Below are 26,411 nucleotides of genomic sequence, written 5' to 3'. Positions count from 1 at the left end.
GCCTGACAGGGCAGTGACAATCTTTGATTTTAATCCCCTTCTCAGAATGAGATTCACTGTTATTTCCACCACTTAAGTTATTCACAGAGTTTGCATTAACGTCCATTGAGGTGTTTTATGCGAAAAATCTATACTCTGTTGTTAGCGTTTTTGATCTCTACAGGTGGAACTGGTGCTCCGGTTTACGCTCAAGTGTCAGCAGACCATAAATCTCAGATCGCTCAGTTAGATTACTTACTGGCGGTGGATCGCTTAGATTTTTATTCTGACGGTCTAGCAGATTATTTGATGGAGCATGAACAAAAGCTTGCGGCTGAGGCGATTCGTAAGATCGAACCAGAAGACTACGCTAAAGAACAATTCGCAGGAAAAGATCTGAACAATCCAGATAAATGGAATGAATTGATTTTATCTGTGTTACATAAAAAATTCCCTGAATTTAAAAATTTAACTCTGCAAGATATCCAGTGGAACTATAACTTCTTCCGTAAAAAATTAATGGAAGGCTTTAAGGCTGATCCCATTTCTTTGAAAAAAGAAGCTTCGGTTTCGTCTTTAAACAATGAACCTGTTCAATTTAACAAAAGAACTATTCCTAAAGTGGATGGCAAAACAATCCTTCTAGATGCTGAACGCTATATCTCTGAAAAAACCACTCGTGCGCTTTTCTGGGATGCAGCTTTAAGCCATAAAGCGATTGAATTCCATTTAGGTACTGAGCGCGACTTCCGCCAAAGAATTTCTCAGGAAGAAAGAGAAGTTATTGCCGAAGTTAAAACCAGAGCAGCAAACTATAACAAAATCTACCTAGTCTTTAATCCGCACACGAAAGAGTACTCTTATGCCTTCACACGCATTTCTGGAAATGACCGTGTGACACATTTAATGGCGCAACTTGGGATTTTAAAATACCAAGGACAAACAGCACTTAAAAATGATTCTGTTCGTGTGTACGGAAATCCAAACAAAGTTCACCGTGCCCAAGAAGAGCGTCTTTCTGAGCTATTTAAAACCCTTCCTAAAGCAGACATGGTTGTCATCGGTCAGAAATCAGCAATCGGAAACGTGATTGCGATGGCAGGTATGATGAGCCAAATCCAACCTGACGTTGGCACGGCGGTGGGTGAAAACAAAACACAAATTCAAAAGTTGTCTCAACGTGTGGCTGAAACTGGCAGCTATTTCTCTGTAACAAGCAAAGCGTCCATCGTTAAAACTGAATTCGAAAAGATCCCAAGCCCAACAGCGCAAAATTATGAAATCTTTAATTCTGAACAACCCAGCCATGATGTTTCTGACGTTTTACTAGAAACTAAAGACGGAAAAATCGTACGCTGGAGATTTATCTCTAACATGTGGGGAGATGAAGTTGTTCCAGTAGCTCGCGCTATTAAAAACTCGGGCCATGATAAAGTGGTTTACATTGGCACTGCCGGTGGAATCATCGGTAAAGGTCTTAAGGTTGGTGACGTGGTTGCCCCATCTAAGACTTACACTCAAGATGGTCGTTTGCTTGAATTAGAAAAGCCGACATACGCTACTGATTTCGTAAAAACTGGCATGACCTTAGGTCAAGTGACATCTCCTTTTGATGAAACTCAGAAATGGCTTAAAAAATGGAATAACAGCATTGACCTTGTTGAGCTTGAGACAGGTTACTTAAAAGACAACTTGGGTTCTAAAGTGAGCTTCCAGCCATACCTTCTTATTTCTGACGTAGTTGGTTCAGAGCATGAATCCCTGGCGGTAGCGGCTGCTGATTCTGGAAAGCGTAAGAACGGTCAATTAAAGCTTTTAGAGAGCTTATTTATCAATAATGGCATCAAAGCTCCGGTTTCAAACTTTGAAATGATCTCAGCAGAACCAGTTGTTAAAGCTATGTATCATAAAATTGATTCTTTAAGAGCGTCTCGCGATGTGACTTCTAAATTGCAACTGACTCAGCTTGCGATTCGTAAAGGTCTTAAAACAGATGCTGAATTAGAAGCGTTAATTAAAGCAGAACCTTCATTTGATCGTCAGATGTTGATGGATAAATTAGAAAAATTCTCTGGCGCCCTTGAAATCATTGCGAAAAAAGTTTCAGGCAGAAGTTTTGCGATCACAGGTGGCGATGAACTTCTGAACGGCACTTGGAACCCGAAAAAAGTCCTGAAGTTGCAAATGATGGTTGGCAATATGTCAGCGACTGAAGCAAAAGCCGCTTACGCGCAAGAGCTTGCGAAAATTGAATCAGTCATGGGTAAAGAATTGCAAATCGAAGTTCTTTCTTATGATGCAGAGAAAACGCGCGAAGCTGTGTTCTTCGGATCACGCTCTAAGAAAGTTCTTGCTGATCACTATGAAAAAAACATTTTAAAGAAACTAGGCCTAACTAAAGAAATCGATAAAAACGGTGGCGTGCGCTTCCGTGAAGTGACTGAATCTGCTGGAGGTATGAGATGCGAAGCCGTACTAATGTAATTACAAAAATGCCTTATCTAGCAGCCGCAGCCTTTGCACTATGCTTAAGTGTAAGTCCAGTGAAAGCGTTGGCGATTGATGTTGAAAAGGATTTTATCCAAGCCTTAGCGACTTCATCTAAAAGCACTTTCACGGCGATGGATTGGTATAATGATCCATTAAGAAAAGTATCTACAGTAATGGCAGAGCGTGTGGATATAGTGAAAACAGAATCGCACACGGAAATCATTCCGGAATATACGGCTGAAGGCCTAAAATTCAAACTTCGTTATGATGCTAAGGCCATCGCAAATCCGAAGTTAGCAATTAAAGATTTAGCTATGATCGCCATTATCACTTCAGGCGGTAATGGGTATGTTGATAACAAAGGCTTTAAAGCGAACTTAGAGCTAAAAAGTAAAGGTCAGGTTGAATCTCCCCATGCAATTGCTGAACTTCTAACGAACGTACAAATGGGAAGTGTCACCGCGAAGGCTCGCTGGGTTCAGCTGCAAGTGGAGCTTTTAAAATCCACTTCCTTGAAACCGCAATTTATTCAAGACCTTGGTGTGAGTTCTAATATTGTCGCTGAAATTCGTGCCGAACTTGAGACGCAACTTCCAGCACTTGAAGCAGAAGCAACAAAACTAGCTAAAAAGCAGCAAAAAGAATTAGATAGCTGGAAAAAAGAAACCCAAGCTTTAGATAAATACGAAGCAATGGAAGAAAAGCTGAACGATTTGATTCTTAAAAACGATCGTAAAGGCGTTCGTAAAATGCTAGAGGCCTATTTACCATGGGCTTTGATGGAACCTGTTGAAGCTAATACTTGGAAAATGTGGTTAGACGCTATTGAAAACCCAAGTAAAGATAAAACAACTGTGGCCTTCCGTGGTGTTAGTTATGACACGGATAAAATTCAGCGTCGCCAAACAGCCCACGGTGAAGTTTATGGATTTATGTCGACAGTTCTTACAAAAAACCAAGGAAATTACACTCGTCGCTTAAGATCGCTAGTTACAAACAGAGAAAAAAATGGTGACCATGGTTTTGAGTTGTTCGGAAGTAAATTCCGCAGCGGTAAAATGACAGATCAAATGACTCAGCACGCTCGTGATCCTGTAGCTTCAAGCTTCTTGTCATTCACTTATGATCCAGGTGTTGCCTATGGTTTCATTGGGAAGGATAAAGTAAAGATCGTTGGTGATGAACGAGTGGTTTCACCTGGTGGCGGATTGTTAGCAGTAAAAATGGATTCAAGACGTCTAGTTCCGAATCTTCCATCTATGTATGGAACTGAAATCGAATTGCTTGCTCCACTGATAATCTTTCCTGATGAGATCATCAAGTACGAAGAAGGATCTAGGACTTTGAGTGATTTAGAGACATTTGTAAAAGAAATCACTGCTAAGACAGGTGTTCACTACAATTTAAATGAACCCGGCGAAGCATTTAAAAAACGTTACGCAGCAGATGGTTATGAGTTCTTAGCAGAGATGAATAAAGTAAAGTCATTTTCTGCTATGAGCTGCTCTAAAATTTTCTAATTACCCGAAGGTGAAAGCAAAGGCCTGAACTCCAGAATCCAGGAATTCGATTTCAAAGGTTCTTTCTTTCACCTCTTTTTCTGGGCTTTGTCGGATCAATTGATAAAGTCTGTTTTCGGTGACAGTTCCAAAACCATTGGCATCCACATCTAAACCACGATCTTTGCCGGGTGGTTTTCCATCAATGGTCACTTTAAAACGGATTTTTGCGCCGGGCTCTTTCGGTCCGAGGACAAGATGTAAATCCCGCGCGTGATATTTAAAATGTATTCTTCCCCCAGGTTTGGTTAAAAGAGCACTGTCTTCTTCAATCAACCAAGTTCCGGCCATGGTCCATTCGTTTGAATAAATAGGTGATACCGGAACATATGTTTCTTCCTGATTTTGTTTTAAATAAGGCTGCAAGCGGCGATTCTCGGCGCGTCTGAAGCCAACATAAGTCTCTGGGGTTTTAATGTCTTTAAATTGTGCGGGGGCCGCGACACCTTTAGCTTCCACTTGCACAAGCTTAGAGTCCATTTCCTCGGAACCGTCTTCTTTTAAAAGGTCCTGAATAACTTTCTCTGAAGCCTCATACTTTCCTTCACCATGATGATAGGCGCGAATCACTCCTTTGCGATCGATAAAATAATGCGCGGGCCAGTAGTTATTTTCGAAGGTATTCCAAATCTGATAATCGTTATCCATCACGACAGGATAAGTGATTTTTAAATCCTCTATGGCTTTTGCGACATTTAAAGGGTCTTTTTCAAAGGCAAATTCAGGTGTGTGCACACCAATAATAACAAGTCCCATGTCTTTGTACTTTTCGTGCCACGCTTTTATGTAAGGAAGAGTTCTTAAACAGTTGATACATGAATAGGTCCAAAAATCGATGAGCACGACTTTGCCGCGAAGTTCTCCTAAAACGAGAGTCGGGGAGTTGAACCATTTGGTTCCCCCTTGTAGATTCGGGGTGATTCGACTTATTAGTTCTGAAGTCTCACCACCTTGAGATTTTGATAGTGGCTTAGCTGGTCTAAAAACTTCAACTAAATAGCTTTCCCATTTCTCAGTTTGAAGCTTTGAAATTTGCGTTAAGATAGTTCTATCTAAATTAAAAACGATAATCACTACACCCGCTAATACAGCAACACCTAGACCCGCTTTTATTTTGCGTTCCATAGGTAAAGTTTTTTTCATGGAGTTCAAAAATTTTCCGCCAGCAACAAGCGCTAACATCAATGACGTCGCTGCCCCCAAAGCATAGGCGAATAAAAACCATACAGATTCCATAGGAGATTCTTGAGTTGCCGCACCTGTAAGAATTAAACCTAGAATAGGACCGGCGCATGGAGCCCACAGTAGTCCTGTGGCAGCACCTAAGACGACAGAATGAAAAACGCTGGGTTCTTTGCCAACAGACGTTGTTAATTTTGCACCAAGCTTATTAAAAGGTTCATAGAATCGTTCAAAGAATTGCGGAAATATCAGCGACAGACCAAAGATGGTTAAAAGAATAATCGCAAGCCAGCGTCCCCATTGATTCAATTGTACTGCCCAAATACCACCTAGAACTGCTAGACCTGAAAACGCGGCAAATGTTAAAGCCATACCAACCAGTAACGGCAAACCACTTTTTCTGAATGGTTGATCTGCTTTTGCGAAGACAAAGGGAAGCACCGGTAAAATGCAGGGACTTAAAATAGTTAAAAGCCCACCAAGATAAGATAGAATAAAAAGTAACATAATAACCCCTAATTACCTTTCACCTTAAACAAGTGCGTATATTCACCGTATCCTTGCACTTCCAATTGCGAAGCTGGAATAAATTTAAGCGATGCAGAGTTCATACAATATCGAAGACCTGAAGGCTCTGGTCCGTCATCAAAAACATGCCCTAAATGAGAGTCAGCATATCGACTGCGGACTTCGATGCGTTCGAAAAAAAGTTTATGATCTTTTTTTGTCGTAATGGCGGCATCATGAATAGGTTTTGTGAAGCTGGGCCAGCCAGTTCCGGAATCATACTTATCTAATGAGCTAAATAAAGGCTCGCCAGAAACAACATCAACATAGATTCCATCTTGATGGTGGTTCCAGTATTCATTCTTATAGGGCAATTCTGTAGAGTCTTTTTGAGTCACATTGTATTGGGACTCAGTAAGAACTTTTTTTAACTCTTCTTGAGAAGGCTTTCTATAAGCGGAAAAATCCTTAGCAAAAGCCGGGGAGAGCATAAAGGGTATAAGTAGTGATAAAAATCCTGCCTTTTTCATAACTCCTCCAATGGAAGCTCCGACTTTGCCGGAAAGGTTTAGCTTCAAAAAACCTGCACAGAATATTTTATAATTGGATGGGAGTTCGTTGGGTTTAAAGCGGCTGTCAATGTGCATAAGCATATTTCAAGGGTGCTTATTATGATCCTAAGTCTAGTAAGTTTAGATATTTTTTATGTTTCATTCGGAATATAGTTTTTTGAAGACCTCAGGATTTCAGATTTAACGAAATATTTTATCCTGTGATTTCTATTAATTTTTCTTAGTTTTCTTTGAGCTGAATCTTTTGAAAATTAACTTTCTAGTTTCTAATTTCATTTTTCATTGATTTTGCTAATTATTTTTTTGCCTAAACTTATATAAAAAGTTTTTGAGAATCCCAAATTCTTTGCGGATTTAAAGTTTCAAATATTGATCCTGAAAAGATCTAAAAACTAATTGATACAAATTATTTAACCAAAATGATTCATCTTAAATATCCATAAAAAAGCCTCTTTAAACGGCCTTTAAACATACAAACGAATCATTATGCTGGGTTTTAGATGGCTTATTAAAACGATCGAATATAAAGGATTTTAGAAGCAGCGAAATAACGATGATTTTGGTAGGTATATTTAATGTTCTAAAAGATGGGATAAAAAATGGGGCACCAAAAAGCTTTGCAGAATTAGAGTCTAGAAATATGTTGAAACTCGGTGATTCAATAAGCCTGATAATCTAAGATCTTAATAAATAAATAAGTAAGAGCTAATATATTGGATTTAATAGCTATAAACGGTTGAAATCAAATCCTGTCCAATACCCATTGTTACATAATATAACTTATCAGAAGAATTTACAGTCCTGTTCGCGGGCCCGTTTATCTTAGATTTTTAACCAATATCGACGGATCAACTCACCTTTATCATCCCTGATTTTATTTTCTAATTCAGCACCTAGTTTTTCAATAATCTTCCACGAAGGAATATTTGTATCCGCGCATGTGATTAAGATCTTTTCTAAACCTAGACTTCGTAAGTAGGGCATAACTTGTTTCACCATCTCGCTAGCATATTGGTTTTTTCTAAATCTTGGTGCCACTGAATATCCGATATGACCACCACGTTGTAAAAGATGATCGTTTAATCTATGTCTCACGCTGACTCGGCCGACAATTTCGCCATCAACAAATGCATAAAGCATGGTGTGCGGAACTTTATCGGCAGCTATCTCAATGCCAGCTTTTTCTTTACGTAGAACTTCTAACATGTCCCCGTAATTCATCCCAGGCTTGTAAGCAAATGTGTACCAAGTGATTTGTTCACCTTGCCATTCGTTCATACCTTGAAAAAAAGCGGATTCATCTTGAGGGGTCAATTCGCGCAAAATTAAGTTCATAACAAGATTATCAGCATTTTTTATCAAATAGGGAAGTGCTATGCACTCCCCGTTTCATTTTTTAAGCTAGACTGAATTAAGCGATGACGATTTTTTCAATCTCGGAAAGATGGGAAATTTCGTAATAAGGTTTAAGAGTGGTTTCTAAAGCTATCTTACCTGGGTTAAACCAGCAGCTAGCGACGCCAAAATTATGGGCGCCTTCAATATCCGTTTCGATGCGGTCACCAATCACCAAGGATGTATGCTTTTTAAAATCCTTCGCCATCTTGGCGCTGTATTCAAAAAAACGAACATCCGGTTTTGCGTACCCGCATTCTTCAGACACACTAATAAAACTTATGTAAGAAGAAATAGGCGAATTTTTAATCCGGCGAATTTGGGTGGCGTGAATACCGTTCGTGATAATGCCAATTTCACCACGCTTGGAAAGCCATTGGCAGATCTCAACTGAATAATCGATAAGCACAACGGTTTCAGATAAGGCGTCTTGATAGCGTTCATTTGCCAGGGTTGGATCTGCTTCTACTTTGAAAGCTTCAAAGATCTTACGGAATCTTTCGACTTTAAGATGTTCTTTTGTCGTCAGGCCTTTTTCAAACTGATTCCACAGTTTGCGGTTTTCACTTTGATAAAGTTCAAACATTGGGTCATTGATTGCAACTCCTAGACTTTGTAAGGCCAATGAAAGGGACTTACGTTCCGAGGCTTTGAAGTCTAATAAAGTATCGTCTAAATCAAATAAGAACAGATCGTATTTCATGAAGTATTTATGCTACTAGAAAACCTAGAAAAAGAATGGGGCACTCCCCGTTTCTAGCTTTTAACTAGACCAAGTCATTAGGTTTCCTGCTGCAAATGAACCCAGTTCCCGCAGGTGTCGTTGATAATAGCGAATTTTCCATGGGGTGAAGTCATTGGCTGCACTTTAAATTCAACATTCTTAGCTGATAGCTTTTGAAATTCTTTATCCAGATCCTCGACCATAAATACCACTGCTGCGATACCTTGCTCAAAAAGTGCCTTTTGATAAGTCTTAGCAATGGGATTTTCGTTGGGTTCTAAAAGTAGTTCTGCTCCATCAGGGTTTTCAGGAGAAATCACAGTGAGCCATTGAAAAGCACCCAGAGGGATATCATGCTTTACAATAAAACCTAAAGTTTCAGTATAAAACTGGCGTGCGTGATTTTGGTCTTCTACAAAGATGTTCGCAAGTTTGATTTTCATACTAAATATTTTTAATTTTAGAACATTAATAAGGCAACAAAGATTGTATCTCTTAGTCTAGCTGCGGGTTTGTTGAATTCCATCTTTCGGGTGCCGCCAGCAAATCCTTTTCTGTGGCTGCTTTGGTGATCGAACTATAAAACTGCTTCTTACCAAATTCACGAGTTTCCGTTTAAGCATTGATTTTTCCTGTGGCTAAATGAGTCCTATGAAAAAACTATTACTACTATCAATCATTATCGCAGGTGCCTTGGGTTGTGCTGAAAATGGAAACGAAACGCCAACCAAGGATGACTCCAACAAATCAGATTCAATCGTTGATGAGGCATCACTTCAAGAAAGAGACCTGATTAACGAACAAATGAACCTGATAAAACAATACGCAGCGGATTTTGCCATCCCTGAGGATCTAAATAGAATCCCTATTGTGGTGGTGAAAAATGCGGAAGTCATCAAAAGGGCTTCCTCAGGCTGTTTATATGCGGGCTCTAAAGGGCTTAAGATTGTCTTAAGTAAGAACTTCTTTACTCAGCGTGTGTATGAAAAGGACACCGGTTTTGCATCCCCTTTATTTAATTTGCTGATCCATGAAATTGGTCACTGTTATAAAAATCGCCAGCATGAATTTGGTGTGCTTCGCAAAAAAGGCTATAAAGCACAGTTTAAAATTCAAGCGGGCAATCAAACTCGCCTAGTTTCTTACTACTCTGTGCAAGCAACGATGATGCACAATACGTATTTCCAAATGCCTAAAAACTTAGAGAAATACTATGTGGGGGAAATTTTCGGTAAATGGAGAGCGCAATCCCTAGAGGAACTGCAAGGTCACTATGACTTTGAGATTGTTCCAGAAGAGGTCGCAGCTTCAGATGAAAGTGGTGATGTCGAGGAAACTCCGTTCCCACACGATCATGATCATATCTTGAACTGATACTTAAAAATTAAATTGAAGTTACTGTAAAGGCCTCTGCATTCAGAGGCTTTTCAGTTTGTGGATTATAAAGCCGTGTTGGCTGAGCTGAAAACTTCTTAAAGAAATCAGCGCGTTCACACACCATGATCGCCGAAGTTCTTTCCGGCATTTGAACTGTGTCTTTATGTTTAAAACAATTCATTTCAGCGTAACGCAGGACCTGTTTGTTGTTCACATCTGGCTCCCCAATGATTCTTTGGGTGCGCGTATCTTGAAACACAAGTTTTGAAAACGCCGCAATAGAGGATGAGGTGTGGGCGCGGCCCAGGTATTCCGCCTCCCCGATCAGAAAATGCAGACCCTGATCAAAAGGCTTGGTATCGATGTAGGTGCCTAGAACATCCTGATCCACCCAATAACGCTCCCAATAGCTTACTGGTTTACCGTTAATCATTCCGATATACAGATGCTGGTGTTTATCTTCCAGCTCAGTGATGAGCTTTTTAGCGAGTTCGTCGCGGGAGCTGTCGAAGCCCCACCATTTAGCAACATAGGGTTGATTCATCCAACGGCAATAGAGTTCGAAATCCTTATCGAATTGCAAAGCACGGAAAGAATAATAGTGCTCGTTACGATGGTTATAGACCTCAAAAATCTCGCCAGACATGGCTCAAGATTTAAAAAAGCAGTGCTAACCTGACAAGGCTCGTCGAAAAAAGCTTTCTTAATGAAAACGTAGTAATAAAATGACTGCGCGCACCAACAAAAAATCCCGGATTATACGGGAATTTCTACAATGGAACGAATCCCAGTTCTGGCCGTCATCGCATGTACGACGGCTCGTAATCCCATGATGGTTTTTCCCTGGCTGCCGATAACCTGTCCCAAATTTTCTTTAGCGCAGTTCACTCGATACACTGTGGTCTTAGGGCCCACATAGGTGCTTACCGAAACAGTTTCTGGATTATCAACCAACAGCCGAACGATATGTTCTACCAGCAGGCGAATTTCTTCGCGATAGGCTTCAGGATCGATGTCTGCACCTTTAGATTTATGATCCTCATACTTGTATGATTCCACATCGTTCATAGCCGTTAATCTCCCTTAATAAAATGTGCTGTCGTTCGACGATTAAACATGCAATGCGGGCCCGGTACTGGAAGCCAAGAGGAAAAAATACTTTTGCCTTGAGCCATATTAACAAACTGTCTAGATCCCTCTTGAAATCCATAGCTGTCTGCCAGACCTATAGTTACTAGGAATTTCGACCGTTTTGTCGATTTATAATTTTTTAATAAATACATAGGGTCGTTATCTTTCCATTCCTGCATCGTCGGAAAAACTTCCCGAGAAATATTAATCATCTTACGCACTAAGAATGGGAAAGCTCTAGTTCGGCGTATATAATTTTTCACTTCTTGTTGAGATGCATGGGGACTGACGGAGGAGAGCGCAGGACATAACAAAGCAACCCGATTAAAAAGTCCCGGATTTTTTAAACTTAAGTGAGCGGCGTTAAAGCCTCCCATGGATTGTCCGATAGCATGACGTTTTCCACCTTGCAGTCCGCCCATTTTCTTTTCAAGACTTGGTATTACTTTGCTTGAAACGAAAGTTGAAAGCTTTGATTTTTTCGTATCATTCAAAAGCCATCGACCACCAAAAGAGATGGTTGCAATTCTTGGCTTATATCCCCAGAATTCCCACCATTTTTGAATTATTAACGTCCCCCACCACATTCTGAACCAGGATTCTTCATCACCAGTAAGGCCATGGAAAAAATAGATGATATCTTTGTTATTTGTATTTTCTGGGTTGCGCAGACAATAGCGGTAATTGATTTTATTTATTGTTTCACTACCGCAAGTAAATTTGGATCTTTCAATACTAACGACATCTTCTTCTAAATCTGTAGCTACTGAAAATTCTGAAACGCACAAAAGGAGTACAATGAGTGAAATGAGTCGCATGGCTCCCCCTTTTTGAAAAAAGGGTCACGCTGCGGCGTGGAAAAATCAATTTGCAATATCGAAATCTTCGCTGACTCTGCGTTTGGACAGCAGAACTTTTTCGCCCGTCTTTAGACACTTTAAATAGAAATGATTGTAGTCAGTCTCTGTAATGACGAATTGGCGGGGTTGAGTAGGAGTAAGCTTCTTTGACAACACAGCGCCCACTTGCAGCTGTTCATATTTGCTTAATAGTTTTTTTGAAATGCGAGAGCGTATGACGTGGGTCCATAAAGCAAAAAACATAAAAGTTCCAGCTAGCGCTACCGAATAGGCCCAGTGAAAACCTTTATTCAACATGATTGAAACCATCACTGGCGTAAACACGGACAAAAGAACCATGGCACCTGTAAGGAACTTCTCTAGTTTTTGATACTTTACAAACTCTTGTCTCATAAGCCTCCGCGCTGGATGTGTTTGAAGATTTATTATGGTGGTGAAGAGACTTAATAAAAACATGAACGCCGAATGACAGCGAGTCCAGATTCAGTCTTTTTTGTAATTGTTTAGTTGTGCTCTGACAGGATTTCGTAAAGGAAGTGTTGAGCAACAAAGAAGCTAAAAAGCGCGAAGTTTTCTCGAGAAATATTTGCGCTCTTTAGTCTTGTTTTAGTTTAGTTTTTATTCTTTAAGCTTTGGCGTAATTATGATTTCTAAGAGTTCGTTTTGACGCTGAATCTTCATGATTGTTTCTTTATTCGGTGTCACCGATTGCAGCGTGTAGACGTAGTCATAAAGGTTCTCAATTTTAGTTCCATTAAATTCAACGATAACATCTTTTTCTTTTAAACCCGCTTTTTCTGCAGGACTGTCTTTTGAAGCACCACTGATACGAACGCCTTTAACACCTTCTTGCGAATAATCAGGAATTGTTCCCAGATAAACGCGGAAGCTTCGACCTTCCAGTTTGTTTTGGCCACCCGCTACCTTAACGTAACTGACAAGATTGGTTTTACTATCGCTTAATAGATCCGTCATAGTTTTTACGGCCTCAAGCACCCGCGCTAGGCCTTCAAAGTTAACCAGGTCTGCTTTGTCGCGAGGGGAGTGATACTCTGCGTGGGAGCCCGTAAAGAAGTTCACCGCGGGGATTCCAGCCATATAAAAAGACAATGAGTCTGTGGGCAAATAAGGATCTTCTTGAACAATCATTGGTACAGCTGAACGCACTGAAACTTCTTCGGCCACTTGATGCCAGTGAGTCCCAGATCCCGCACCTTGAAACATAACTCGATCTTTGAAGCGACCGATCATATCCATGTTAAGATAAGCAGAGATATTATGTTGCTTAATATTTTTAGTAAAATAACTAGAACCTAAATTTCCTAATTCTTCCCCCGACCAAATCGCAAAATATAAATCTTTTTGCATCGATAGCGGCGACTTTGCATTTAAGTTCGCATAATGATGGGCTAACTCTAAAACCCCAGCAACCCCGGAAGCATTGTCATCAGCACCATAATGCGGAAGACCTTGTTCGTTCGTGCGAGCTAGACTGCTACCGGCTTGACCGTGCCCAAGGTGATCTCCGTGGGCACCAATCATCACAGCAGAGCGCGCCCCTTTAGCAGGAAGTTTTGCAATCACGTTCAGACCTTGGGATTTTTGAAATTGCAAATCCACATTGGCTTTTACATAGGTCGACGGAATCACTAGACCTGCATAACCTTCGCCCTTATCTAATGTTTTTTGCAAAGAGCTTAAGTTAACACCTGCATAACTTAAGATGGCTTCCGCTGATTGTTGAGAAAGACGAAGTACTGCTAAATCAGTGTTTGAAAGTGCGCCTTCAAATTTTAATTTCCCAAATTTTTCTTTCATTCCACTTAAAGGACCATAGGCCACCAACAGTCCTACGGCGCCTTCATTTTTTGCGACCGTCACCTTATGCTGCAGTCTTGAATACAAGTTTAAGTAATGGCGTCTTTGCGGCGTGATATCACCTGGCAAGTCAGCAAGAACCAAAACCCATTTTCCTTTTACATAAAGTCCTTTGTACGAATTAAATTCAGGCTCTTTATCGCTAGCAGGGGCTTTGATGCCATAACCCACAAAGACCAGGGGTGCTTCTTTGAATTCGCCGGTCTTAGAAAAAGAAACCGGTTCAAATTCTTTTAAAAGCTCGTAAGTCTTTTTATATGAACCAACAAGTTGAAGTAGATTCTTAGAACCTAGACTGACACCTGAAGTGAATTCGAAGGGTTGCACAAAACTGCCATCGGGGGCTCCACCTTGTAAACCCCATGACTTAAACAACTGCGCGAACTTTTCAGTATATATCTTTTCTTCGCCAGAACCTGTTTTACGCCCCTGGAATTCATCAGAAGCTAAGTAATAAACCCATTTTTTAAGATCCTGAATATTAACGGCAGGCGAAAGATTCGTCACTGTGGGCACTTGCGCCGGAAGCTTTAGAAGGCTGCGAGCCAGAACATCATCCCAATCTGCTATAAGAATCTGTGACTCCCCTTTTTCATTTCTATGGGTCCAGGAAAGTTTGTTTCCATCCGGAGTAAACACAGGAAGGCCATCAAAGCCATTATCAAACGAGACTCTAACCGGAGGTTGTTTTCCGTGGCTATCAACAATGAAAAGTTCGAAGTTAGAGTATCCTAGAACACTGGATCCAAAAATAATGTAATCGCCTGAAGGATGAAAAAAGGGAGCCCAGGACATTGATTTCATCTGGGTGATTTGCTTTTGGTCAGTCCCGTCAACATTCATCGTGAAAATTTCAGCCGTAGAACCATTTGCAGAAAACCTGCGCCAAGTGATCTTTTTCCCATCAGCGCTAAAAAACGGCCCCCCATCATAACCTTTTGATGTCGTCAGACGTTTTACTTGGGACCCATCGGCTTTCATGATGTAAATATCCATCATGTATGAAGGGTCTTGATCAAAAAGTTTTTTATCTTCCCCTTCTAGTTTTTCTAAATAACCTGCGCGATTTGAAGCAAATGCGATCCAGTTGCCATCAGGGCTGTAAGATCCTTCCGCGTCGTAGCCTTTTTCCTTTGTCAGAGCGCGGATGTTTTTCCCGTTTAAATCCGAACTGAAAATGTCATAGGTCTCATCAAAGCTCCAAGAATAACGGGCTTTAACGGCTTTTTTGCGACTGTCGTATTCGTTTTGAGCTTTGTTTTTTGATTCAGGATCTAGATGCGTGGATGAATAAAGGACTTTCTTCATGGATGGATGAATCCAGCCACAGGTGGTTTTACCAACGCCCGGGGATACCATCGTGGTTTTTCCATTTTCTAAATCCAAGATGTACATTTGATAAAATGGATTGCCATCATGTCTTTCGCTTTGAAAGATCATCTTTTTTCCATCCTGACTAAAATAGCCTTCCCCTGATTTAGAACCAACGAAAGTCAACTGACGTGCATTTTGCACAAGCTTGTTTTCTTCAGAAACAAACATGCCGACATTTTTATTGGAATCTTCAGAAGCTGGTTTAGATCCCTTAAATTGGCAGGAAAATAAAGAAACAGCGGCGGAAATCGTAAGAAGAACTTTCACTTTATTCATATGGTGTGTAGGCTAGAATTCAGCCAATTTGATGTCAACTTAAGGGTATTTATGATGCACAACTTTGTTAGCGTATTGATAATCGTATTTTTAACAGCCTGCACCCATAAACCACCGTCCCTCTCGTTAAGAAAAATTGCCTACTCCCCGTCTGAAATCACCACCCAGACCTTTCATGCCGGAAAAGAAAAAAGTTATTTATCGTTGGATCTTGCCTATGCGCCTTTTGAAAAGATCAGAAAAGATTTAGAAGCTCAAGATCAACTGCAACTTCAGCATCGCGGTGAAGCGCACATAACTGTGATCACTCCGCCAGAATTTAAGATCCTACAGAAAAAAGTTTCTATGAAAGAAATCGAAACCCTAGCTGCAGAGATGGGACTGCAGAAGTCGGCACCTCAACTTTTGTGCGTAGGAAAAAGCTCGTTACAGATCAGCGGCAAAATGGAAAGCACTTATTACGTCGTTGTGGAATCAGAACGCCTTTACCAAATTAGAAAGGCCGTGGGTTTGTTGTATCATAAAAAAGGCGGCAAAGAGATCTTTGATGCCGAAAATTATCATCCCCATGTCACTTTGGGTTTTACAAAACGTGATTTGCATATCGAGGATGGCGTTAAGAAAAACGCCAGTTCCTGCTTATATGGGCTAAAGCAAAACTAATAGGTCTTTTTAAGGGCTTTATCCAAACCCTCGTTCCCAGCCGCTCCAGGGCCGAACCACAAGCTGGTTTCTTCGATCATGCTTTGATCTTCAAACACACAGACATTGTATTGATGGCCCTCAGAATCTTTCGCGGTAAAGACCTCTGCATCATACGCTCCGCAAACTCCGCCCTTAGTAAAAGAGGATTTACGATTTTTATAGGCGTCGATAGCCTGCGTGGGTTCAGAGGTTTTGAATTTGAAAAGAGCGTCAGCGCCTACGGCCGCCTCATCAAAAAAGCATAAAGCTAGATCTTTGTCCCCAGCATGTAACAGCCAGAACTGACCATTTTCAATGCGACACGCGCGAATCAGAGGATTATTAGCGGCTACCACCACAAAAGGGCCTAGAAGGATAATGAATGTAAGTAATAAATTTCTCATCAAGACCCCCCTGTCTGCTGTATAATGGTTTCTTAAAGCCATATAATAGTGATAAAGCCGGGGCAAGATTTTGGTTAATAAGTTATCGGAAAATATGAAATTTAACAGGGACACTAAGGTCACTTGTGCCTACCAAGATATTTGCTCAGGATGTCATTTCATTCCCAGTCCTTACCATGAACAAGAAAGTCGCAAAAAAAATCATCTGCTAATTCTATTAAAAGAAGCGGGGCTTCTTGCACAAAATGAAATTGGATTTCTTTCTGCGGGGGCTAGCCATCTCCGGGACCGATTGGATTTCACTCTTGAAGAAGGACGCTTAGGACTTTTTCATAAAACCCGTCGAGAGATTGTAGATATCGAAATTTGCGCTCAATTATCGCCGGCTTTGCAAGAATGGCTGACGGAGTTTAGACAGATTCAATTTCCTTTCAAAAAAGGCTCTGTGCGTTTGCGCGCGGGTCCTGGGGGCCAGAAAGGCGCGTGGCTTGATTTTGCCAACATTGATATTAAAACTTTGCTTGATGAAAAAACCATTCTGGAAAACCTTTTGAATAAGGCCTTTGTTGAAATTGGCCAACGCAGAAAAGTTCCGCTTTGGAATGGGCAAGAATTTAAGTTAAAAGACCCAGAACTTCGCCCTTGGTTTCAGACTTGGGTGCAAGATCAAAGCGTAAATCTACACTGCCAGATTGCAAGCTTTACCCAACCAAGTCTGCAAGCGAATAAAGTGATTTGCGATGTTATTGGTACATGGATTAAAAATTTTAACGGAGCACGGGTTATTGAATTTGGCTCTGGCATAGGTAATCTTACAATTCCTGCGGCAGCGGCTTCGGCAAGCTTGTTGGCTTGCGAGATCGATGAATTGTCACTGCAAGGCCTACAAAGAACGTTAGATTATCTTCCAAGGAACCTTGCGCAGATTAAAGACAAAGTAAAAATTCACCGCGGGGATTTTCAGAAAAAACTCTTTCAAGATTTTTCGCAGTTTGATGGGGTGTTAGCAAATCCCCCACGTTCGGGATTGATGAACTTTTTAAATCCACTAGAGCAATTAGGGCCTTCGGAGCGCCCAGAGTTTTTTATTTATATGTCGTGCTTCCCGGAATCTATGATCGTGGACATGAAACGCTTAGTGGCTTGTGGCTATGAGATTCAAGAATTGATAATCGTGGATCAGTTCCCACAAACAACTCACTATGAAGTTTTAGGTTTACTTCAAAGAAAATAATCGCAGTCCCGTAAACACCCCAGGAATATCTTTCCCGATAATAAGAGACAGCAGCGGCAAGGTGATAAAACCGGTCGCAACGATAAGGGTGCTTCTTAAAACCACTTTTAACAGGTAGCTTGAATGCATTCTTTGTTGAGGTTGACCCAATCTTAAATCACAGGCCCATTCACCGATCGTGGCCCCCATAAGAGTTCTTGTACAAACGGTGTATAGCCACGCACTCACACAAAATACTTCGATGAAAAACAATGTCTGGTGATGGTTTTTAATCAACCCACCCACTAAGGAACCCATTGATGACTTCACGATGAATGAAAAAGCTAAAATAAAAATGCAGCTGATTGAAATCAGAATTAACAAATCTACGAAGGACGCAATCAACGACCATGCCGCCAAGCGCGAACCTTTACGGCGCGCAGAAGGTCCACCATGGAATCCGGTATTCTGATCAAAGTTCAAGGTCTGACGATTTTTAAAAAGCGCGTCGACTTTATTTGGCGCAGGAGCTGGTCCACGACGACGGATTGTCGGGCCTCTTAAAGGCACAGGGGCTTCTCTTTTCAGAGGAGCCCGCTGGGGAATTGATTTCTCGCTGTGCTTATCGATATTCATTTTAACGTACGCCGCCTGCTCTTCCCGGAGTATCAGTTTTCGTTCCGCCTTCGGTACTAACTACCGGAGGTGGCACAACCACTGGTGCGACGCAAATCCCACCCACTAAAGTATTCGGTGCCGGACATGGAGCCGGTGGTGGATTTTCAACCACTGGAGTCGTAGGAGTTGTTGGTGTCGTTGGAGTCGGCTCTGGAACTGGTGCTGGTGGCACATATTCTGGAGATTTCGACTTCTTGTTTTTGTCTTTAGAGAATAACCACCAGAACAATCCAAGAGCTAGAACACCTACGCCCACTGGAATGATCCAAGATTTATTACGGCACCAGAAACCACATGATTCCTTAGCACCAGTACCGCCGGCACCGCCATCACCAATCACGCAGGCTTTAATACGTCTTCCTTCTTCACCCATTTCACCTTGCTTTTCACCATCGTTACAAACGCAAGATTTACCGTCTGCAGAGGGGTGTGAACCCGTCATTTGCTCTGCGCAGTTTCCGTTGTTTGGAATACCAGCTGGCGGCGTTGGAACAACCACAGGTGGTGCAGGAGGTGTTGGTTCAGTTGCGAATTTTTGCAAGTCCATTGCGCGAGTTGATAGCTCAGTACATGCTGATTGCTGATCTTCGCGGGATACTTGAACATCTTTTAGTGGGGCACGACCACACTCAACTACGGCTTGATTAACAAAACCATTGATTGCAGTTAAGTAGTCAGCAATCTCTGCGTATTGAGATTCAGAAACTTTACCTTCTTCATTTAATTTTAAATCTACTGATTTATCTCTAACGCCTTTTAAATAAGACTCGATGATGCGCTTCTTATCTTGGGGACCATTTAAAGGGGATTTACTGTTACAAACTCTTGTCGCATATTTAATATCTGAGCGAGCCACGCAGAACGCGCCTCCGCCAGAATCAAAACCATATACTAACGGATTACAGGCGACTCCGTTATTGGCACAAGATGCACGGTTGGCATTTTGTTGATTTTTAAGATCTTGAGTTCCCACTGTAGAGCCACCGCAAGAACCGTTTTCACCGTATTTAGAAATATAACCAGCCACAATACATGGTTTGCCAGTCAAGTTCGAAGCGGCAAAAGCGTCATCCCCAAACAAGGCCTTTAAAGCGAATTCATACTTGTTATTGAAATCTAAAAGGGCCTGCTTACCATAACGAGTTTCATAAACACGTTGAGCCGCTTCAGCCGTTTGACGAAGTCTAACAAGATATTCTGCCTTCTGACGAGCTGATAAAAGTTTGAACTCTTTGATCGTCATGATGGGTTGCTTACTAAGGTATCCTTGCTGTCCATTCTTCATGGACTTACTTGTGGTCGGATCTTTTTCTGCTAGCTTTTTAGCAATGTCGTTAAAGTTGTTATATTTAAGAAGTTCTTTCTTCGCAAAAGCAACATTGTTCACCTTTAGCGGAGTATCTTCATCGCCTGTGAAAGTTAAATTCGTAGATTGACCGTCTTTTGTAAGTGTCAAACGAACTTGTTCTTTACCATCAGCATCTTTGAAAGTGTTGGCTTCGATAGAAGGCATCAACTCATTGCGGTTGTATTGAACCCATACGTCCATTTGTTTTTGCAAAGTGTATGGATAAACGTGGCGAACCATTCTCCAGAATTCACCCACCGTCATTTTTTTCGTGGTTAAACCAGTTTCTCTTAAATATTCATTGATCAATTTCTTTTGACTTTCCGCCGCTGCACCTTGCGCTACTGGCGCTATACACATTGTCACTATCGACAAGCTTGCCGCGGTTTTTTTGATTAAAGAAACGGGTTTGAAATTCCACTTCATAACGACCTCATGCTTTTGAGTCTTTTCGGTACACATTTCAAAAAACTTAACAAGAACCCGGACTTATCCCTAAACTCTTGACGATGTCTCATTCTGAGATTGAAACCAGTCTAAGATATAGGTCTTCTCTTTGCTTCCAAGCTGCTTAAACTTCAAGTGAAGCGTGTTATCGCCATATTGAACGACTTTGGCGTTGATCTTCACATTTTGAATTTCGGGGAACACAACATCCACGAAGTTGAGTCTTCCCGATGACCTGTCTAGGTCGCGTTTCAGGCGGATTTTTGCACCGTTCACAGAAATAGACTCGGTGATACCTTGATAGATGTCAGAGGCTAAAACGTCAGCCGGGGTTCTAAGTTGATAGCGCTTGGTCTGCGGGAAAAACCACCGAGCGCGGCGATCTAGGTAAGGATAGCGCACGTAATAAAGCACGGCTAAAAAAGCTGCCGTAAACACAATTGAAAATAGCAGCTGAATTTCAAGCATGGCTTCAGAGTCTACAAAAGCACCCGTCAGCAAACGATAAATATTGATAGCTTGAACTGAGGTCAGTGTTATAAGCGCCGCAGCCCAGGTGGACTTGTGGGGTTTATACAAAAGAAGTCCCGTTATAAAAACTAAGGACAACCAAACCCAGTCAAAGTATGAAACCGTCTGCAAAAGTGCCAACAACCAGCCAGGACGATACCATTCGGGCAGTCCACTGGTTGAAAAACTTAATAATAAATTTCCGATAGGAGCGAGAACAAAAAGGGTGGCAATAAAATAAAGTCCCGCGGGCCTCTTAAGCGTAGCCTGAGCCATCCAACCTCCACCCAAGATGCTAAACGAAAGAAAATCCTGAGAGGACCTTTCTTTCGTTTAACTAGACTTTGGTAGGATTAGATTTTTACTTACAAGTGTCGTTTTTAGCAGATTCTGGGGGAGTGTATGTAGAGCTGCCTGGAATTCCGCAGATTTCAACGAGGGTTCCAGTCGGAACAAGGTCGTAGATAAGGTCGATATTAGCGTTTTTCACCGCCACGCAACCTTGTGTCCAGTTAACTCCAGCCATGGTTGCGGCTTCAGAAATAGCAGTTTCACGTTGATCGCTTTTTGATCCGTGAATCATAATAGCGCCACCAGGGCTGATTCCTTTCTTGGCAGCACATTTTGTATCTTGTTTATTTGGATACGAGACATGAAGAGCTCTACGGAAGCTGCTTTTACCTAAATCGTTTTTATAATCGATTGTGTAAATACCTTCCGGAGTTCTGTAATCACCCTCTTGTTGCTTATGACCTTCACGATAGTTCTTACCGAAAACCGCAGGGAAGATTTTTACTTTTTTGTCGTCGGAAATTAAATAAAGCTCTTGCCGACTTTTAGAAACAAGGATTCTTTTTGCTTTGAAACCACTTTCTTTAATGCTTTTTACATCAAGAGTGTCAGGGATAGATTCTAAGTTATCAATTACGGACATTTTGTCACATAAAGTATAATCAGAATCTGAAAGTTCAGATGCTTGGGCAACGTTCGCTAATAGAATTCCGCAAATTAGAACTAATGACTTTTTCATTGAAACTTCGCCTTCTTATTCACTTCGGCTCTGTCGAAGTATTTTATACACTCCGACGACGTCGAAATATTTTTCAAAAAAGTGGATCAATCCGTAAATCCATTAGCAATATCCAGACCTGATGGGTTGCGCTAGGCTTCTATTAGGAAGCAAACAGCTTGAAACAATAACAAATATTGTCCCCGTCTGAAGCAATAGGGGCTTGGTTTAAACCCCTATTCGTTCGATACGAATTACTTAAATCTTACCGTCGCGATTTCGCAAAGAGGTCCTTGAAGGATCGTTGCGCCCGTGTAGATTGTTGCATCTAACACAGATGGATCTTTAAGCTGTTGATCGCGGGATTTTTCACAAGCACTGAAATAGTTTTTGCAAATGCCTGCGCTGTCTTCATTTTCACAAACCCAGTAGAATTTTTTAACAATTTTAGATTCAAATTTTACGTCGGTTTCTGAGTGAAGCTCCACCTCGCAAATGATCTTCGCTTGGCCGTTGGCTTCTAGATCTCTTGACCAGCTATAAACGAAGTTTTCGTATTTCAACTCTACGTTTCTAGACTTAGCGATCACTTTTTTGCGGGCTTCGATATTAGCTAGGAATTTTTCACACTTTTGACCTAACTCATCCACAGTGCCCTTTTTGCTCCACTTCAAAACGCGCTTTGAAGGCTTGCCAGCGATGCATTTCGTACCGTCGTCATTACAGCCAATGCCAGTATAACGAGGAGCTGCTTGAGCGATATTAGCAAATACCACCAAAGCTAATAGAATAGCTGAAGTCATTTTCATAAAAGTACCTTTCATTGTTTTTTGATTCCGCTGGGGTATTAGCTAAATTCACGCCACCCTTAGGAACGACTATATGTTTTTATAAGGAGTGCGAATGTATAGCTTTTAGACGATGGTGCCCAGAAGTGGCTCGGGGTGGATGGGGAATAGTGTTCCGGGGGGAGTCTGTTCCTTCTTAAAATTTGGCCGATCACCAGATGTAAAAGAGCTCCAATCGAGGGACATCCTTTGAAATTGAAAACTTATTACCGCATCGGTAGCTCATGTTGTCATATCAGAATTGTCACATAATTTTGTATTGACGAGTTTTTTCGTCGTTTAATACTGCGACTGAGTTATCCTTTTCTGATTTTCCAGACAAATCGTGTTTCGATGGAGATCTCTTCGAGACTAGCCAATTAGAGCGTTTAACAAGTTCTTTGTCATTAGCCCCGCGCTGGGGAAGATAAGCTCTTCAAAAACCCGTGATATATCATTCTTATCTCGGGAGGTTTTATGATTTCATTATCACATTTATCTAATAGCGCGCTTGAACTTAGTCTGAAAGATTTAGTGCAAAAAGAGCGAAAGCTTTTACATCTAATCTTAGAACATATACGTGAAATTGATAGCCGTAAGCTTTATCTCGAAAAAGCTTATTCTTCTATCTTTGAATACTTAGTTAAAGAACTTGGATATTCCAATTCATCTGCAATGCGACGACTTGAAGCTGCTCGACTTCTGCGTGAGGTTCCCCAAATTGCGGAAGGAATTCAAAAAGGAAGTTTGAATCTTTCACAGATTGGTGAACTTTCTCGCGGCATCAAAGAAAAAGAAAAAACTGGCGCGAAGATATCCGCTGTTCAAAAGCAAGACCTTGTTTCGGTAATTGCGGGAAAAACAGCCCAAGAAACTCAACATGAAGTAGCCAGAATATTTGATTTGCCGGTAAAAGATTATGATTCTCAAAGAGTGCAAAAAGATGAATCTGTAAGATTAGAATTTACACTTTCAAAAGAACAGTATGAAAAGCTTCTTATGTGCAAAGATCTAGCGGCACATAGTCTTCTGCAGAAAAATGGTTGTGTTTCGTTAAACGATGTCATTGAATTTTTAGCTAATCAGTATCTTGATGAAAAGTTAAAGAAACCGAGTACGAAATTATCCGTTTTAAAAAGCGTTAGTAGTCGTGATTTAATTCCCGGCTCATTTTCCGCAGACTCAGATTCTCTGAATATTTCAGCCGAACTCACAGCATTTAAACTTCCAATGCAAAATGATATGCAACATTCCAAAACCGCAATACTTACTACCGATTCGGAAGTAAAACGAAAATCTGTCACTCCGAAATTTCGCCGTTTAATTTTCGAACGAGATAGATGCTGTCAGTACGTTGACAAGAGGACCGGGCGCAAATGTCGCAGTAGTTTTGCTTTGCAGGTAGATCACAAGACTTCACAGTGTGCCGGCGGTGGAAACAGTTTGGCCAACCTACAGTTACTCTGTGCGCAGCACAATCGTGTGAAATATCTAAAGGAAGCGAATATTAGTTAAAGGAATCCATCATTTTCCATTCTAAAAATAGCCTGAGTGATTGAGTTAGTTTTCACGGATGAAATTTATGCTTGAGATTTTAGCGATCGCTAAAAATGACCTTAAATAGTTATTTGAGATCACATCAAGTATATGCAAATGTCTTGTGCGTCCGTATTAATGTTTCAAAAAATCTATTAAAGTGATTAAGTAGGCACGAAATTCATGGAGCGGTTTTCCATGGGCTTCACACTTGTAATGCAAATCATGATCTGAAACTTGCCTCCCCGTTTGAATTTCTCTAGCGTGCGCTTCAAGCAAATTACCAACTAAAGGAGGTTTCTATGAAAACATTGATTCTAGCGGGTTTACTTTTGGTTTCTGGTTCTGCGTTTGCAAGTATGGATAGCGATATCAACACCATGATCAGCTATGCAAGACTTGCGGTAAGAGATCATGCCATTCACGAAGTGGGCATGCATCGTAGTTACACAAAAGTGAAATACGATTATTCAACAGGAATATTCACTGCGAGAGACTCTTATGAAGAGTGTTCTTTCAAAGCGAAAGTAAAAATCTCTTACAGAAGATTGAATACGGGCCATTACTGGAGAGTGGTTGAAATCCCTGGAACTAATACTTGCAATTAGAATGCAGCAACTGCGCGTTGTCTAGTCAACAGAGAAAACTAGCTAAGCTTTTCAAATCAATTTTTTGCAATTAAAATCAAGTCACAAAACTAATCATAATGGAAGGAGTGATGAAAGTTTATCTAATGAAGTTAGAACGATTTAATCACATGTATTTTTAATTATCGTCTTAAAAGAAAAACCCGATTCAACATCCCGAATCGGGTTTTGTTTTTATACTTCAGAGGTCACGCATCAAGGCTAGGCCCATTAAGCCGATGCTCTTCCTGTCTATCTATTCAAAGAATCACAACTTTGAATGCAAGATTCCCGAGCCATCTTCACACGGGGAGCAACACAATCCGCAGTCCCTTTATGACGAACCACTGACAAAGTCCCCACATTCGGAGTGTAAGTTTTGCCATTAAACTTAGATAAACAAGTATAATACGCATACTTCTCTAGACCCGTTTTCATTTTAGAGCTCGTTGGCAAATAATTTCTAGCATCGAAATAATTTAAACCAATCGCACCTTTGCTTGGTGAACTTTGCGCTACTACGAAATCAAAATCTGCCGAAGTTAATTTCGAACAATCACTTTCACGAGTGATTTTGTTAATACCAAATGGATCCGCACCCACTTTATCAATCAAAACCACGTGACCATAAACTGCCACGATGTCGCCGGCCTTCATAGTGTTAGCAGCGGTCACAGAAATTTTATTTAAACACGTTAGACCATTCTGCTGAGGCTCAACATAAGAGCTAGATCCCCACGCCCAAGAATCAGAAGCTTTCAACGTACGACCCGCTTTTAAACGTAGGCCCGCTGTTGCCATTGCCGAAAATACATAACCTGAACAATCGATACCTAAAACACTAGTACCATCACCATTGTTTTTAAATAAATCAATCGCCGAAGTCGTCGCCGTCGTTGCATAAGGTTTTCCACCGTAATCATAAATCAACGGATTCTGACGAACATTGAAACAACCTTCACCGTAGTTAGAAACGTCGCGAATATAATAGTGGCTGGTTTGAACTTTTGAAAGACTGGCGATCGAACGCTTATTACCAACGCCATCAGAATGTTTTCCAATAACGCTGATACCTTGCACATCCGGAGTTTGATCATTCATTGCAGGCAACTGCATAGTTTGACAAGTTTGATAAGCCGTCGCCATGGCCCAACGCCCCCCGAACACGGCAAGATTTGAACCGGCCGACAAAGCCTGGGCTTTATGATACTCATAATCTTTATTGGTATCCTGAGGAATTAGGTTTTCCTCCGGCTCATCAGCAATCGGGGAAGTAACTGCAGGATCATTCGCTGTCTCTTCACAATTCAAATCCAAAGCCTGAACGGTTTTTTGCAACGAATTGAAATTGCCTCGCACTTTATCTTGCATGTAAGATCGGAATACCGTGGTTCGATCACCAACGTCGATAGCTGAAAGCAGCATCAACAACTCTTCTGAAGTTTTCACGCGTTCACCTTCAGGAGCTTCGCTTAAAAGAGTATCAACTAAAGTGTGAAGTTCGCCTTCAAGTTTAGCTTGATCGTTAGAACCAAACTGGGGATTGGATGAAGCCAGTTTTTCAACTTGCTCCGTCATGGCCTGCTTAAAAGTATCTGCTTCCGGCAACGACTTTTGTTCAAGCAAATAGGTTTTTAACCCATCCCATAATTTGCTTTCCATGGCTTTGTCTTTACAAGCGATGTCTTGCACCGTTTGTGAAGCGATATCGTTAGCAACCTCAAACCCCGCTGGGGCGCAGGCTGTTATCATCATCCCTAATGCGATTGTAAGTGTGTGCTTTCTCATGCTTAAGTTATCGGCACACCGGGAACTGGCATTGAGA

Annotated in this window: 24 protein-coding genes; 7 read left to right on the top strand and 17 right to left on the bottom strand. The window is 41.2% G+C overall.

Going from position 1 to position 26,411, the window contains the following annotated elements:
* Positions 1–117 precede the first annotated feature (117 nt).
* Both MNR06_RS03320 and MNR06_RS03315 read left to right on the top strand, forming a co-directional pair.
* On the top strand, positions 118–2,463 hold the full coding sequence (locus MNR06_RS03320) for a hypothetical protein (protein ID WP_243538602.1): 2,346 nt from the start codon (positions 118–120) through the stop codon (positions 2,461–2,463).
* Positions 2,442–3,989, top strand: coding sequence for a hypothetical protein (locus MNR06_RS03315; RefSeq protein WP_243538601.1), 1,548 nt, complete (start codon positions 2,442–2,444; stop codon positions 3,987–3,989). The genes MNR06_RS03320 and MNR06_RS03315 overlap by 22 nt, the downstream gene beginning before the upstream one ends.
* On the opposite strand, the gene MNR06_RS03310 is transcribed toward MNR06_RS03315, so the two are convergent.
* The 5 genes from MNR06_RS03310 to MNR06_RS03290 form a co-directional block, all read right to left on the bottom strand.
* Entirely contained in the window at positions 3,990–5,717 is a 1,728-nt protein-coding gene (locus MNR06_RS03310) for a cytochrome c biogenesis protein DipZ (RefSeq protein ID WP_243538600.1), read from the bottom strand.
* Positions 5,718–5,725: 8 nt separating this feature from the next.
* Positions 5,726–6,247: a peptide-methionine (R)-S-oxide reductase MsrB gene (gene msrB / locus MNR06_RS03305; RefSeq protein WP_243538599.1), complete on the bottom strand. Its 522-nt coding sequence runs from the start codon at positions 6,245–6,247 to the stop codon at positions 5,726–5,728.
* 864 nt (positions 6,248–7,111) lie between these two features.
* Complete coding sequence (locus MNR06_RS03300; RefSeq protein ID WP_243538598.1) at positions 7,112–7,624, bottom strand: GNAT family N-acetyltransferase; 513 nt, start codon at positions 7,622–7,624, stop codon at positions 7,112–7,114.
* Between the two features lie 76 nt (positions 7,625–7,700).
* Positions 7,701–8,387, bottom strand: a complete 687-nt coding sequence (locus MNR06_RS03295; RefSeq protein WP_243538597.1) for a YjjG family noncanonical pyrimidine nucleotidase — start codon at positions 8,385–8,387, stop codon at positions 7,701–7,703.
* A 77-nt stretch (positions 8,388–8,464) separates the two neighbouring features.
* Complete coding sequence (locus MNR06_RS03290) at positions 8,465–8,851, bottom strand: VOC family protein (protein ID WP_243538596.1); 387 nt, start codon at positions 8,849–8,851, stop codon at positions 8,465–8,467.
* A 208-nt stretch (positions 8,852–9,059) separates the two neighbouring features.
* Between MNR06_RS03290 and MNR06_RS03285 the strand changes: the two genes are divergently transcribed.
* Positions 9,060–9,782, top strand: a complete 723-nt coding sequence (locus MNR06_RS03285; protein WP_243538595.1) for a hypothetical protein — start codon at positions 9,060–9,062, stop codon at positions 9,780–9,782.
* A gap of 10 nt (positions 9,783–9,792) precedes the next feature.
* Here MNR06_RS03285 and MNR06_RS03280 read toward each other — a convergent pair whose 3' ends face one another.
* The 5 genes from MNR06_RS03280 to MNR06_RS03260 form a co-directional block, all read right to left on the bottom strand.
* A complete protein-coding gene (locus MNR06_RS03280) occupies positions 9,793–10,431 on the bottom strand; it encodes a GNAT family N-acetyltransferase (protein ID WP_243538594.1) in 639 nt (212 codons plus the stop codon).
* Positions 10,432–10,541: 110 nt separating this feature from the next.
* Entirely contained in the window at positions 10,542–10,853 is a 312-nt protein-coding gene (locus MNR06_RS03275; RefSeq protein WP_243538593.1) for a KH domain-containing protein, read from the bottom strand.
* 5 nt (positions 10,854–10,858) lie between these two features.
* Positions 10,859–11,734, bottom strand: a complete 876-nt coding sequence (locus tag MNR06_RS03270; protein ID WP_243538592.1) for an alpha/beta fold hydrolase — start codon at positions 11,732–11,734, stop codon at positions 10,859–10,861.
* Positions 11,735–11,779: 45 nt separating this feature from the next.
* Positions 11,780–12,169 carry a hypothetical protein gene (locus MNR06_RS03265; RefSeq protein ID WP_243538591.1) on the bottom strand — a complete coding sequence of 130 codons (390 nt, stop codon included), beginning with the start codon at positions 12,167–12,169 and terminating at the stop codon, positions 11,780–11,782.
* 225 nt (positions 12,170–12,394) lie between these two features.
* Positions 12,395–15,304 carry a M28 family peptidase gene (locus MNR06_RS03260; RefSeq protein ID WP_243538590.1) on the bottom strand — a complete coding sequence of 970 codons (2,910 nt, stop codon included), beginning with the start codon at positions 15,302–15,304 and terminating at the stop codon, positions 12,395–12,397.
* 51 nt (positions 15,305–15,355) lie between these two features.
* On the opposite strand from MNR06_RS03260, the gene MNR06_RS03255 reads away from it, so the two are divergent.
* Positions 15,356–15,967: a 2'-5' RNA ligase family protein gene (locus MNR06_RS03255; RefSeq protein ID WP_243538589.1), complete on the top strand. Its 612-nt coding sequence runs from the start codon at positions 15,356–15,358 to the stop codon at positions 15,965–15,967.
* Here the strand turns inward: MNR06_RS03255 and MNR06_RS03250 are convergent.
* Positions 15,964–16,392 carry a hypothetical protein gene (locus MNR06_RS03250; protein ID WP_243538588.1) on the bottom strand — a complete coding sequence of 143 codons (429 nt, stop codon included), beginning with the start codon at positions 16,390–16,392 and terminating at the stop codon, positions 15,964–15,966. The genes MNR06_RS03255 and MNR06_RS03250 overlap by 4 nt on opposite strands.
* A 94-nt stretch (positions 16,393–16,486) precedes the next feature.
* Between MNR06_RS03250 and MNR06_RS03245 the strand changes: the two genes are divergently transcribed.
* The gene (locus tag MNR06_RS03245; protein ID WP_243538587.1) at positions 16,487–17,626 is read left to right on the top strand and encodes a class I SAM-dependent RNA methyltransferase; all 1,140 of its coding nucleotides are present in this window, start codon (positions 16,487–16,489) and stop codon (positions 17,624–17,626) included.
* Here the strand turns inward: MNR06_RS03245 and MNR06_RS03240 are convergent.
* The 5 genes from MNR06_RS03240 to MNR06_RS03220 all read right to left on the bottom strand — a co-directional run bounded on the left by MNR06_RS03240 (position 17,609) and on the right by MNR06_RS03220 (position 22,406).
* Complete coding sequence (locus MNR06_RS03240; protein WP_243538586.1) at positions 17,609–18,175, bottom strand: RDD family protein; 567 nt, start codon at positions 18,173–18,175, stop codon at positions 17,609–17,611. The two genes, MNR06_RS03245 and MNR06_RS03240, sit on opposite strands and share 18 nt — an antisense overlap.
* A gap of 67 nt (positions 18,176–18,242) precedes the next feature.
* Positions 18,243–20,057: a hypothetical protein gene (locus MNR06_RS03235; protein ID WP_243538585.1), complete on the bottom strand. Its 1,815-nt coding sequence runs from the start codon at positions 20,055–20,057 to the stop codon at positions 18,243–18,245.
* A gap of 69 nt (positions 20,058–20,126) precedes the next feature.
* Positions 20,127–20,864 carry a PilZ domain-containing protein gene (locus MNR06_RS03230; protein ID WP_243538584.1) on the bottom strand — a complete coding sequence of 246 codons (738 nt, stop codon included), beginning with the start codon at positions 20,862–20,864 and terminating at the stop codon, positions 20,127–20,129.
* Between the two features lie 85 nt (positions 20,865–20,949).
* Positions 20,950–21,618 (bottom strand): L,D-transpeptidase family protein, encoded by a 669-nt coding sequence (locus MNR06_RS03225; RefSeq protein WP_243538583.1) that lies wholly within the window; start codon positions 21,616–21,618, stop codon positions 20,950–20,952.
* A 233-nt stretch (positions 21,619–21,851) separates the two neighbouring features.
* Positions 21,852–22,406, bottom strand: a complete 555-nt coding sequence (locus MNR06_RS03220; protein WP_243538582.1) for a hypothetical protein — start codon at positions 22,404–22,406, stop codon at positions 21,852–21,854.
* A gap of 495 nt (positions 22,407–22,901) precedes the next feature.
* On the opposite strand from MNR06_RS03220, the gene MNR06_RS03215 reads away from it, so the two are divergent.
* Together MNR06_RS03215 and MNR06_RS03210 are read left to right on the top strand one after the other, a co-directional pair.
* A complete protein-coding gene (locus MNR06_RS03215; RefSeq protein ID WP_243538581.1) occupies positions 22,902–23,939 on the top strand; it encodes an HNH endonuclease in 1,038 nt (345 codons plus the stop codon).
* 323 nt (positions 23,940–24,262) lie between these two features.
* On the top strand, positions 24,263–24,568 hold the full coding sequence (locus MNR06_RS03210; protein WP_243538580.1) for a hypothetical protein: 306 nt from the start codon (positions 24,263–24,265) through the stop codon (positions 24,566–24,568).
* Between the two features lie 270 nt (positions 24,569–24,838).
* Here the strand turns inward: MNR06_RS03210 and MNR06_RS03205 are convergent, their stop codons facing one another.
* Positions 24,839–26,374 carry an NlpC/P60 family protein gene (locus MNR06_RS03205; RefSeq protein ID WP_243538579.1) on the bottom strand — a complete coding sequence of 512 codons (1,536 nt, stop codon included), beginning with the start codon at positions 26,372–26,374 and terminating at the stop codon, positions 24,839–24,841.
* Positions 26,375–26,411: the final 37 nt, after the last annotated feature.

The organism is Bdellovibrio reynosensis (genome assembly GCF_022814725.1).
In the GTDB taxonomy this organism is placed as follows: domain Bacteria; phylum Bdellovibrionota; class Bdellovibrionia; order Bdellovibrionales; family Bdellovibrionaceae; genus Bdellovibrio; species Bdellovibrio reynosensis.
Note: the sequence above shows the minus strand (reverse complement) of the source record. Positions and strands in the feature narration are given on the sequence as shown.

Excerpts from the sequence above, each read along its gene's own strand:
- MNR06_RS03320 (WP_243538602.1), top strand. The coding sequence starts at position 118 with ATGCGAAAAATCTATACTCTGTTGTTAGCGTTTTTGATCTCTACAGGT.
- MNR06_RS03315 (WP_243538601.1), top strand. The coding sequence starts at position 2,442 with ATGCGAAGCCGTACTAATGTAATTACAAAAATGCCTTATCTAGCAGCC.
- MNR06_RS03310 (WP_243538600.1), bottom strand. The coding sequence starts at position 5,717 with ATGTTACTTTTTATTCTATCTTATCTTGGTGGGCTTTTAACTATTTTA.
- msrB (WP_243538599.1), bottom strand. The coding sequence starts at position 6,247 with ATGAAAAAGGCAGGATTTTTATCACTACTTATACCCTTTATGCTCTCC.
- MNR06_RS03300 (WP_243538598.1), bottom strand. The coding sequence starts at position 7,624 with ATGAACTTAATTTTGCGCGAATTGACCCCTCAAGATGAATCCGCTTTT.
- MNR06_RS03295 (WP_243538597.1), bottom strand. The coding sequence starts at position 8,387 with ATGAAATACGATCTGTTCTTATTTGATTTAGACGATACTTTATTAGAC.
- MNR06_RS03290 (WP_243538596.1), bottom strand. The coding sequence starts at position 8,851 with ATGAAAATCAAACTTGCGAACATCTTTGTAGAAGACCAAAATCACGCA.
- MNR06_RS03285 (WP_243538595.1), top strand. The coding sequence starts at position 9,060 with ATGAAAAAACTATTACTACTATCAATCATTATCGCAGGTGCCTTGGGT.
- MNR06_RS03280 (WP_243538594.1), bottom strand. The coding sequence starts at position 10,431 with ATGTCTGGCGAGATTTTTGAGGTCTATAACCATCGTAACGAGCACTAT.
- MNR06_RS03275 (WP_243538593.1), bottom strand. The coding sequence starts at position 10,853 with ATGAACGATGTGGAATCATACAAGTATGAGGATCATAAATCTAAAGGT.
- MNR06_RS03270 (WP_243538592.1), bottom strand. The coding sequence starts at position 11,734 with ATGCGACTCATTTCACTCATTGTACTCCTTTTGTGCGTTTCAGAATTT.
- MNR06_RS03265 (WP_243538591.1), bottom strand. The coding sequence starts at position 12,169 with ATGAGACAAGAGTTTGTAAAGTATCAAAAACTAGAGAAGTTCCTTACA.
- MNR06_RS03260 (WP_243538590.1), bottom strand. The coding sequence starts at position 15,304 with ATGAATAAAGTGAAAGTTCTTCTTACGATTTCCGCCGCTGTTTCTTTA.
- MNR06_RS03255 (WP_243538589.1), top strand. The coding sequence starts at position 15,356 with ATGATGCACAACTTTGTTAGCGTATTGATAATCGTATTTTTAACAGCC.
- MNR06_RS03250 (WP_243538588.1), bottom strand. The coding sequence starts at position 16,392 with ATGAGAAATTTATTACTTACATTCATTATCCTTCTAGGCCCTTTTGTG.
- MNR06_RS03245 (WP_243538587.1), top strand. The coding sequence starts at position 16,487 with ATGAAATTTAACAGGGACACTAAGGTCACTTGTGCCTACCAAGATATT.
- MNR06_RS03235 (WP_243538585.1), bottom strand. The coding sequence starts at position 20,057 with ATGAAGTGGAATTTCAAACCCGTTTCTTTAATCAAAAAAACCGCGGCA.
- MNR06_RS03230 (WP_243538584.1), bottom strand. The coding sequence starts at position 20,864 with ATGGCTCAGGCTACGCTTAAGAGGCCCGCGGGACTTTATTTTATTGCC.
- MNR06_RS03225 (WP_243538583.1), bottom strand. The coding sequence starts at position 21,618 with ATGAAAAAGTCATTAGTTCTAATTTGCGGAATTCTATTAGCGAACGTT.
- MNR06_RS03220 (WP_243538582.1), bottom strand. The coding sequence starts at position 22,406 with ATGAAAATGACTTCAGCTATTCTATTAGCTTTGGTGGTATTTGCTAAT.
- MNR06_RS03215 (WP_243538581.1), top strand. The coding sequence starts at position 22,902 with ATGATTTCATTATCACATTTATCTAATAGCGCGCTTGAACTTAGTCTG.
- MNR06_RS03210 (WP_243538580.1), top strand. The coding sequence starts at position 24,263 with ATGAAAACATTGATTCTAGCGGGTTTACTTTTGGTTTCTGGTTCTGCG.
- MNR06_RS03205 (WP_243538579.1), bottom strand. The coding sequence starts at position 26,374 with ATGAGAAAGCACACACTTACAATCGCATTAGGGATGATGATAACAGCC.